General features: G+C 44.1%; 7 protein-coding genes. 3 read left to right on the top strand and 4 right to left on the bottom strand.

The genetic code is table 11. From position 1 onward, the window contains the following. Positions 1–170 precede the first annotated feature (170 nt). Positions 171–488, bottom strand: coding sequence for a hypothetical protein (locus JWG88_RS13080; protein ID WP_205234236.1), 318 nt, complete (start codon positions 486–488; stop codon positions 171–173). A gap of 864 nt (positions 489–1,352) precedes the next feature. Between JWG88_RS13080 and JWG88_RS13075 the strand changes: the two genes are divergently transcribed. Further along, positions 1,353–1,670 carry an MTH1187 family thiamine-binding protein gene (locus JWG88_RS13075; protein WP_205234235.1) on the top strand — a complete coding sequence of 106 codons (318 nt, stop codon included), beginning with the start codon at positions 1,353–1,355 and terminating at the stop codon, positions 1,668–1,670. A 33-nt stretch (positions 1,671–1,703) separates the two neighbouring features. Here the strand turns inward: JWG88_RS13075 and JWG88_RS13070 are convergent, their stop codons facing one another. Further along, complete coding sequence (locus JWG88_RS13070; RefSeq protein WP_205234234.1) at positions 1,704–2,291, bottom strand: CBS domain-containing protein; 588 nt, start codon at positions 2,289–2,291, stop codon at positions 1,704–1,706. 269 nt (positions 2,292–2,560) lie between these two features. Beyond that, entirely contained in the window at positions 2,561–2,998 is a 438-nt protein-coding gene (locus tag JWG88_RS13065) for a YqaA family protein (RefSeq protein ID WP_205234233.1), read from the bottom strand. A 580-nt stretch (positions 2,999–3,578) separates the two neighbouring features. On the opposite strand from JWG88_RS13065, the gene JWG88_RS13060 reads away from it, so the two are divergent. Then, positions 3,579–6,224, top strand: a complete 2,646-nt coding sequence (locus tag JWG88_RS13060) for a response regulator (RefSeq protein ID WP_205234232.1) — start codon at positions 3,579–3,581, stop codon at positions 6,222–6,224. 73 nt (positions 6,225–6,297) lie between these two features. On the opposite strand, the gene JWG88_RS13055 is transcribed toward JWG88_RS13060, so the two are convergent. Beyond that, positions 6,298–7,236 (bottom strand): CsgG/HfaB family protein, encoded by a 939-nt coding sequence (locus JWG88_RS13055; protein WP_205234231.1) that lies wholly within the window; start codon positions 7,234–7,236, stop codon positions 6,298–6,300. A gap of 618 nt (positions 7,237–7,854) precedes the next feature. Between JWG88_RS13055 and JWG88_RS13050 the strand changes: the two genes are divergently transcribed. Continuing rightward, the gene (locus JWG88_RS13050; RefSeq protein ID WP_205234230.1) at positions 7,855–9,471 is read left to right on the top strand and encodes a fumarate hydratase; all 1,617 of its coding nucleotides are present in this window, start codon (positions 7,855–7,857) and stop codon (positions 9,469–9,471) included. Positions 9,472–9,837: the final 366 nt, after the last annotated feature.

The following is a 9,837-nucleotide window of genomic DNA, read 5'->3' as shown; positions in this document are numbered from 1 at the left end:
GGATTGAGCCCTGTTTTCCCCCTCGCCAATTGCATTTGTTCTTACTGTGCGTAATGTGCTTTCATTGCGATTTTACATAGCTTATTCATCCCCTGATGCAGAGGAAGAGATTTCTCCAGACCGTTTTTTTGTATGGCAGGACTATGGTCTCCTGCCATACTCCTGGTTTGTCACGCATCCGCTTTCTGGGCTATGTCTACAATCTTTCCCGCATACCAAGTCCTGAAGTTGGGGTCACTCAACTGCGTAATCCGCCATTTTGACAGGGGGGAGTCGGGGTCGCTGCAGAGATTGCCGTGACCATGGTCCCATAGGAAAAGACATGCTGTGCACTCTCCCTCTGAGAGGTTGCATAGCGGACAGTCGTTTTTCCAGGGTGGCTCAGGTTTGGCGACATGTTTTACGTAATACTTCCTGTCATGCGCCGGATGCCTGTACAGCCAGGACCACATCTTTTTGAATTCATTCAATGCCTCGGGATTGACCATGTTTCTACCCTCCAAAAAAAGGATTGCAAGTTACCTCTGCTCGAAATATTGGAGCTCGTGCAGAAGGGGAATTATAGTTTTAAGCTGCTGTCCAAGTGTCATCAGTCTCCCGTTCCAAGGTGCTTCATTGCTACGCTGTGGTATAGATTTCATATGTACGAAACTGGAGTTACAAAAAGTTTAAAATGGGCAATCACCACATTGTGACATAAGATGCATATGCACATAAAAAATTCAAAAAAAATTCACCCGTAAATATATACTACAATGTCGTATAAAATACATATGCACGTTACTACGTTGTGGTACTCCTACGGTGTGTGTCTCACACTCCTACTTTGTGAATATCCGATGATGGTAAAAAATGCAAGAATAAAACAACATATTTGGGAAAAAGCGTAATGAGGAAAATAACACCAAAAGATCAACGGGAAAATAATAATAGAGTAATTAAATATCTGTAATTAAAGTGTAAAAACAATAAGCAAGGGTAAGGAAAAGTATCTTAGAGGCTTTTAAAATTAGTAGTTAATCTGAAGAAATATCAATTAATTTAGCATTGTCTTTTATTGATGAAATGAAAAAATTAAATGTGCATATGTTATGTTTGAGTTGAAATATCAGGCAAAACTAAGAATTGAAAAATGCAGGATCAAAACATAAAAGTGAGAAAGTATATGAATCGGGATTTGAGACGAGCATTAACCTGATCTTGAAAGAGGTAGGCTCAAACAACACACGCTCTTTGTGAATGCGATAGGATCCACTGTTTACCCTCACGAAGAACATTATTAAAATGTAAAGCAGCAGGCATTTCGCCTGCTGCTCTATAAAAGGCCATAAGAAACTCTCAGGAGGAAAAATATGAAGGTGAATATAGACCTTGGCATTGTACCCATTGGCACCGGCGTTTCTTTATCAAAATATATCATAGCCTGTCATGAGATTCTCGACGAAACAGGACTTGAGATAAAGCTGCATGCTTTTGGAACGAATATCGAAGGTGAGTGGGATGAAGTCATGTCAGCGGTAAAAAGATGTCAAGAAAAAGTACATGAAATGGGCGTTCCGCGAATATTAACTACTATCAAGCTGGCAACACGGACCGACAGAGAGCAGGCAATGAGCGATAAGGTGGAAAGTGTTCTGCAGCGAAAAGCGAAGGGTCAGCAGTCTCAATGATGTAAATATCCTGCTTGAGCAGGATATTTACAGTCAGGCCCAGAGGTTAAGTTTTGGGTTCGAGGCAAAACATCTGAGTATATCACCCCGGGTTACGATACCTGTCGCGCGGTGCTTGTCAACAATTGCAACGGCATCGATATGGTGCTCAGCCATCACCCCGGCAACTTGGCGGATATCGCTGGTGCTGTCAGTGGTATATATTTCAGCCTGTAGCACATCGGCTACAGGCTGAATCCTGCTCGTTTCAACTTCACCGTCTTTCACATTCAGATGTTGAAGGATATCCCGGTCCGCCAGAACACCAATTGCCTCATTCTTTCCGGAAATAACAATCAATTGGCGGATATTTGCTTCTTTCAGCAGACGCCAGGCAGTGTACAGGGATTGATACCTGCTGATGGTTAAAACAGGTGAGGACATAATTTGAGAGACAGGTACCAGATGTCGGCCAACAGCCGTTCCTTGCATTGTACCTGTGTATGTTTTTATTGCCTGGTTACAAGTGCCGCCGGGAACCCGAGCAGATTGTTCACAAGGCTTTATCTTTTTTCCTTGGTGTTGAAGTGCTTCATAGCTGCTTTTAAAAAGCAGACCATCGATGCCATAAATATACGACATGAAGACAGCCTCCTCCGGTTATTTCAGCAGTAGGTTTGAAGTATTAGCCGCTCCTTCATCGGGACGCCATAAACCGGGCTTTGCTGTAGCCAGCCGGGCTGCAGAGACCAGTGAAAAAGAGCAGCCCCTATCTTGAACTGGTAATCAGAATAGTTTGTAACAAGCCCAATCGGAGTTCAGGGGGCATCAACTATAAAAATAAGCAACCATTTTAAGAAAGCACGTTTTTGTTGACAGGATATCATTTTTTCGTATTTCCGGTGTAGAGCCTAATTAAGGGAAAGAATCGGCCACGCGGCGAGATAGAACACAGCTATGTAACGCAAAGTTTTCCCAACTCCTACCAGGATAATGAACAATAGGAAATTCACCTTCATCACCCCGGCTATAAAGGTGAGCACATCTCCACCAAGGGGGAGCCAGGAGAAAAGGAGTGACCAGATGCCATAACGTTGAAACCAATGCTGCATTTTTTCGATTTGGTCCTGTTTGAAATAGAACCAGTTGCGATCCTGGTAATGAAGAAGAAAGCGGCCGAGATACCAGTTTACCGCAGCGCCAAGAGTGTTGCCGAGCGATGCTGTGAGAATCAGCAAGCCCTCCGGTTCCCCCTGACGAACAAGGGCAAAGAGGATTACTTCTGAAGAAAAGGGTAGAACGGTCGCTGCCAGGAATGATGATATAAAAAGGAAAAGGTAGAAGATCATTATTTAATAGGTAGCCAAGCTGAGGTTTACTGAGAAATGGTCGTCGAAGCATAAATAATATTATTGCTTGCCATAAGGTAATTTGGCGAATCACTCCTGAAAAACCGCCTCAAAAGCTTTCGTATTGATTTTTATTTATGCTGGAATATAGATTTGGACCACCAGTAGAATCGATTAATAGCAAGGTAACTATTCAATAAAATTCATTAAGTATCCTGTCTGCCTCGAGTCGTGATTCGGAGAAGCAAAACCCTCTCAGAAGAACGATTTTTATTTTCCGCGTTGCTCTTCTTTTTCTTAATGATCTATTATATAGTCAGAAGGAGCTGGTTATCTATCCTGCTTTATCAGAAAAAGTAACTATATCTCCCTAAACAAAACTATTATCGTCTATTTATTGTGAAATCCATTATTACATAATCTCGTGTACTTATCACTTAAAAGTACGGCTTCACTATTTATGAGCACCCCGAGCTTGTCTTTTAAAATAAATGCGGTTCTCTTGTCAACGGCTGTTCTTGTTGCAATCCTATTTTTATCCTCTGTATATCCTCTTGAAAATCGAAGATTTAACGAGCACTTGAATAAAATTGAGCTCCTTCTCGACACTTTGTTCAGAGAAAAAGCTTCTGTCCTGGCAGATGGATTTCTTGACGGCAATGATCTGGAATATCGAGAGACTCTCGATGGAATCAGAGAAATAGCGCCGGAGATTGAAAGAATTTGTATGTATGCTGCAAACGGAAATCTATTTTCATGTTCCGGAAATGCTATTCATCATAATGTTAAACCGGAGAATATAGCTTCTACTGCAGCGCCATATTTTTTTGGGCAGGTTAAAACAGGAATAGGTGATATTTTACTGTATCGTAATAATTTCTATGCAGACGGTGACAAAGTAGGCTTTCTTTCGATTTATTACTCGATGGAAAATATCCTCAGGGAGAAAAGCAGATCTTTTTTTACGATCGTTATGCTGCTTTTTGTCTCTCTTGCCCTGTTGACGGTAATCTTGAGCGCTTTTCTCAACAGGTTGCTGGTCAAACCACTGATCATTCTCAGAAATGACATGAGAAAGATTGAAGCGAATGAATCGCAAGCAACCGCTACTGACTCCTCTGCCGTTGTAATTGACGAGATAGCTGCAGTTTTTAATGATATGTCTCTTAAGCTTTCCCTGCACAAAAAAGAATTAGCAAGGTGCCGTGAAAATATGAAAGAGCTGAGAGTAATCAAGGATATTGCGGAACAGTCAAGCAAGGCCAAAGGTGAATTTCTGGCAAGCATGAGCCACGAGATACGTACACCGATGAATGGGGTCATGGGATTAACAACACTGTTGCTGGATACTCCACTCGATGAATCTCAAATGCACTATGTTCAGACCCTGCAGTCGAGCAGTGAGTCATTGTTGAGAATAATCAATGACATCCTGGACTTCTCAAAAATAGAAGCAGGAAAAATGAAACTGGAGGAATTCAATTTCAATTTGCGGCAACTACTGGATGATTTCATTGATATTACCTCGCTAAAGGCTGAAGCCAAAGGATTGGCATATGTATTTTGTGTCGAGCCTGTTGTTCCTTCTTTGCTGATTGGAGACTCAGGAAGGTTGCGTCAGATTCTTCTTAACCTGACCGGGAATGCGATAAAATTCACTCATCAGGGACAGGTTGTTGTCCATGTCACCGTTCTTGAGCAGGGTGAGGAGGACTGCAGGCTGCGTTTTTCAATTCAGGATACGGGCATAGGTATCCCTGATTCACGGAAGGCTGATATATTTAAAACCTTTACTCAGGCCGATAGCTCTATTACCAGAAGATTCGGTGGAACTGGTCTAGGCCTGGCGATTTCCAGAGAACTCTGTTCACTGATGGAAGGAGAGATTGGATTTCATTCACAGGAGAAAACAGGGTCGGAGTTTTTCTTCACCGCTCGTTTTAAAAAGCAGAAAAGCAGTGAAGAATCTCCCGACTGGCTAAGGAAAATTGTCGGTCGTCGAGTTCTTATCGTCGACCATAATAGCAATGTGCGCAATATGTTGCGGAAGCAACTTCAGCATTGGGGAGCAGAGATAGGCGAGGCAGAACGGGGCATGGAGGCAGTTTCCATTCTGCAGCAAGCCGGGGGTAATGGAAAGCCCTTTGATTATGCTTTTTTAAGTATGGACTTGCCGGATAAGAATGGTGTTGTTTATGGAAACTGTATTGTGGCCGACCCAAACATACCGGCTCTGCGAATGGTTCTCATGCATGATTCAAGCTATCGCAACAAGCTGCGCGGACTTATCGGAATGAGGTTCACGGCATTTTTAGCCAAGCCTGTCCGTTATCATGGCCTGATTGCCTGTTTGAGCATGCTTTTGACCGGGAAGAGACCGGTGGTTCAGCGTCCCAGGTGTACTACACTCTCATCATGTAAAGAAAAAAAGGGCCGGATTCTTCTTGCCGAAGATAACAGCATTAATCAGCAGGTGGTTATCGGTATCCTGAACAAGATAGGGTATACTCATGTTGATGTCGTCGGTAATGGCATGGAGGCGATTCAGGCTCTGGAGGCATTTCCTTATAGCCTGGTATTAATGGATGTCCAGATGCCGGAAATGGACGGACTGGAGGCAACGAGAAGATTTCGTCAGGTACATTCCAGTATGAGGAATCGAAATGTTCCTATCATTGCCCTGACCGCGCATGTCATGGAAGGTGATAAGGAGAGATGTATTGCCGCGGGAATGAATGATTATATCACCAAACCGGTATCACCTGATGCGCTTGGCCATATTCTGGAACTTTATATCAACCAGGATGGCGGAGATAAACAGGAATCGAGTCTGGAAGCCCCGGATAGTGTTTGCGCCACCCAGTGCAACAATATAAATACATCATCCGTTTTTTATGCACAGGAGCTGGAAAGAAGGGTTCTCAACGATAAGTCGCTGGCCAAAACCATTGTTAAAGAATTTGTTAAAGATATGCAGGTCCAACTTGAATACCTGTTTTCGTCCATCGCCGAAAAGGATTTTGAGCTGATTAAAAAGCAGATCCATAAAATGAAAGGTGCCGTAGGCAATGTGGGTGCCTCCAGGATGAGGGAGGCAATTATCGAAATTGAAAATTACCTGGCCCAAAATGATAAAGGCGGCGATCTTGATCATCATGGGAAGATAATCGAACAGCACTTCAAGCAGTTGAGGGTAAAAATGGAGGAATATCTCTTGGAGCCCTGATAAAAGACGGATGCGCACTTACGGCACAGCCGCTGCAGATTCACTCCTGAAGGGCCGTGCCGGAACAGGGGATTTAATTCATGGCAAAAACAGTCATTCCTTTTTGAATGGCATTGCCGCCGGTCTCAGCCGAGCAATAGGATATTTTCTCTTTCACATTGGTGACCACCAAGGTTCCCGTCTGGGTCATCTCGGAATCAAGCACTTCCCCGGTATCGGGATCAATTAATTCCTCAACACTCCCTACTGAGAATTTTGTACCTACCTGGACTCCCTCGCGGGAACCGCGATTGACAATTATTTTACCATTGTTGGCAAGAATAATGGTTCCTTCCCAGCGAATACTTTCCAACTGGTCTATGAGAAATGCTATTCCCTGAGCGATGGCGTCCTCCGCGGCTTTTTGAACATTGTCCTTTTTGTCGGCCCCATAATTGGCACCGATATCGTCCAAAATTCTGCCGCCGATGGAAAAGCCTTTGTTCGTGGATCTGCCGGTAACCTTCTTTGAAGCCTTAACCTGACCTGTTTCCGAATCAACAAGGTAAATGGTTATGTCCATTTCCGAATGGCCCATATCGCCGCCGACTCGTACCCCAAAGAGGTTTACTCCACCTCCCTGACCTCCGGTTTCCTGAACATTGGTAATAGAGCCGCGGACCAGCAGTTGTGCTGGAGTCATTCGTCCAGCTTGAGGGGTTTTTTTACCGCCGGCAGTGCGGCCGCTGGCACCGAAATCCTGCTCAACCATAGCCTCTTCACGCATCTCTGAATCACCTAAAACAATAAACCAGCCGGACTGCTGAAGAAGATCAGTCATGGCGGTTGTAAAGCCATCTCCTACATCCCATTGTCCGGACCAACTGGATTCGTTTTTAAACTTGGCGACGGTAATGGAATATTTCAGATTACCGGAGGGTGCTTCCGGGATAGTGGTTTGTGCAGCTGCACTTATTGCAAAAAGCAGCAGCATGGACACACAGCTTATATGGAATGCAATCTTTCCGTACATGATTCCCCCTTCCTAAGTGTTAGCTTAAAGATTCTATTCTTGTTTTTTTTGCAAGAAAACAATCTGCCTTCAAGGTTCTTATCCAGTTCCGCTGAATTAGTGATGTTTTCTAAAACTGCCCGAAAAATAGGAAAACGAAAAGTATTTTTGAATACGTGAATCAGTCTGCTATAGCAGAGACTGCTCTTTTGCGCCATAGAGGCAAAGGCACATTAGAATGTACCGATATACCATGTATGAGCGAAAAAAATCAAGTTTTCTGAAAGGCATCAATAGCCTGCGTGCCAATGTTCTTTCAATTTGGAATAATGTTTGTTGCAGTTCGAAAAGACATTAGAGCGATATTAATCTCATCAACGTTGGAAGAGCAAACTAAAAACTTCTCGTACTTTTTGAAGTCCCAGGATCGGACATTTTACGAAACTATCAGTACATGAAAAGAAAATACGGTAAAAAGATCTGGCCAAAATTCAGGCTGCGAGTTAAATAAATGTGATAAATAAAATAGATTGATATCCATAGCCTTCATAGAAGATAATTCCGATTTAAAACAGAAAATTCCCATTATAGTCACCAGGTAGCTTTTATTTGCAAAAAGTTTGAGACAAGGAGTATGAAATGGCAGGATTTATTTATCAGGACCCTTTTCCTTTGGACAGTGATGAAACGCAGTATCGTAAGATTGATGGTTCGGAAAGACATGTCGGCGTGGATACCTTCAAGGGCATTGAAGTTGTTACTATTGATCCTGAAGGGCTGACGGTTCTTGCTAATCAGGCAATGAAGGATGTTTCATTTATGCTGCGGCCGGGTCATAATGATCAGGTAGCTAAGGTTTTGCATGATCCGGAATCATCAATGAATGAAAAAGGAGTTGCTCTGGCGTTTCTCAGAAATGCTGAAGTTGCCTCCAAATTAGAGCTTCCCATCTGCCAGGATACCGGGACTGCAATAATCATGGGGAAAAAAGGGGAGAATATCTGGACGGGCGGCAATGATGCGGAAGCGCTTTCCCGCGGCGTATTTAATACCTATACGGAAGAAAATCTACGCTATTCCCAGACAGTACCTCTTGATATGTACACCGAGACCAACACCGGCACAAACCTGCCAGCTCAGATAGATCTCTATGCAACCGAAGGAAACGAATACAAATTTCTTTTCATCGCTAAAGGCGGCGGTAGTGCAAACAAAACCTATCTTTTTCAGGAGACAAAGGCCCTCCTGAATCCTGAAAAGCTGCTAAGTTTTCTGGTGGAAAAGATGAAAACCCTGGGTACCGCAGCCTGTCCTCCTTATCATCTGGCATTCGTCATTGGGGGTACCAGTGCGGAGACTAACTTGAAAACGGTTAAACTGGCTTCTGCCAAATATCTTGATGGACTGCCAACCACAGGGAATGAACACGGCAGGGCGTTTCGTGATGTAGAACTCGAGGCTGAATTGCAAAAGGCCGCGCAGGACTCAGGCATTGGCGCTCAGTTCGGTGGTAAATATTTCACTCACGATGTTCGTGTTGTCCGCTTGCCGCGTCACGGTGCTTCCTGTCCTGTCGGCATGGGAGTTTCGTGCTCTGCTGATCGGAATATAAAAGCGAAGATCAATAAGCATGGTTTATGGGTCGAGGTTATGGATGACGACCCGGCTCGCTTGATTCCTGAGAAATATCGCGGCAAACATGAGCATGGGATTAAAGTAGATTTAAACCAGCCTATGCAGGAGATCCTGGCAGAGTTGAGCAGGTACCCGGTCGGTACATCACTCATGCTGACAGGTACGATAGTGGTGGGACGGGATATCGCTCATGCCAAATTCAAGGAATTGCTCGATGCAGGAAAGCCTCTCCCGGAGTATTTGAAAAAACATCCGATTTATTATGCAGGTCCCGCCAAAACACCGCCTGGTAAGCCATCGGGGTCATTCGGACCGACAACAGCAGGTCGTATGGACAGTTATGTGGATCTGCTCCAGTCACATAGCGGGTCTATGGTTATGATCGCCAAAGGCAATAGATCCCCGCAGGTGACGGCTGCCTGTAAAAAGCATGGCGGTTTTTACCTTGGCTCCATTGGTGGACCCGCTGCTATTCTTGCGGAAGAAAATATTAAAAAAGTAGAATGCATTGATTATCCCGAACTGGGTATGGAAGCAGTGTGGAAGATTGAGGTTGTCGATTTTCCAGCTTTTATTCTTGTGGATGACAAGGGTAATGATTTCTTTTCCGAGTTGATGTAAGTAAGGCGAACTCCCCCGAAAGAAATTCGGGGGAGAGGACCTACTTATCAGAAAACAGAAGTCAGAGGCCAGAAGACAGAATAGTTTGTCGCCTTCAGCCAAAGGGCTGAAAGAAGAAATGGAAAACCAAGGTCTATTGAAAAATAGATATAGGAGGAGGGAAGCTAATCTCCTGAAACTATCCTGAAGGGGATTCAGAGCAAAAAAAAAAGCCCCTCAACGAAAAAAACGTTAAGGGGCTTTTCTATAAGAATTCGGCGACGACCTACTCTCCCACATAGTCACCCATGCAGTACCATCGGCGCTGAAGAGCGTAGGTAAGCGAGTGCAGCGAGACTCCGTCATCCGTGTTCGGAATGGGAACGG

The organism is Desulfopila inferna (assembly GCF_016919005.1).
GTDB classification, from domain to species: domain Bacteria; phylum Desulfobacterota; class Desulfobulbia; order Desulfobulbales; family Desulfocapsaceae; genus Desulfopila_A; species Desulfopila_A inferna.
Note: the sequence above shows the minus strand (reverse complement) of the source record. Positions and strands in the feature narration are given on the sequence as shown.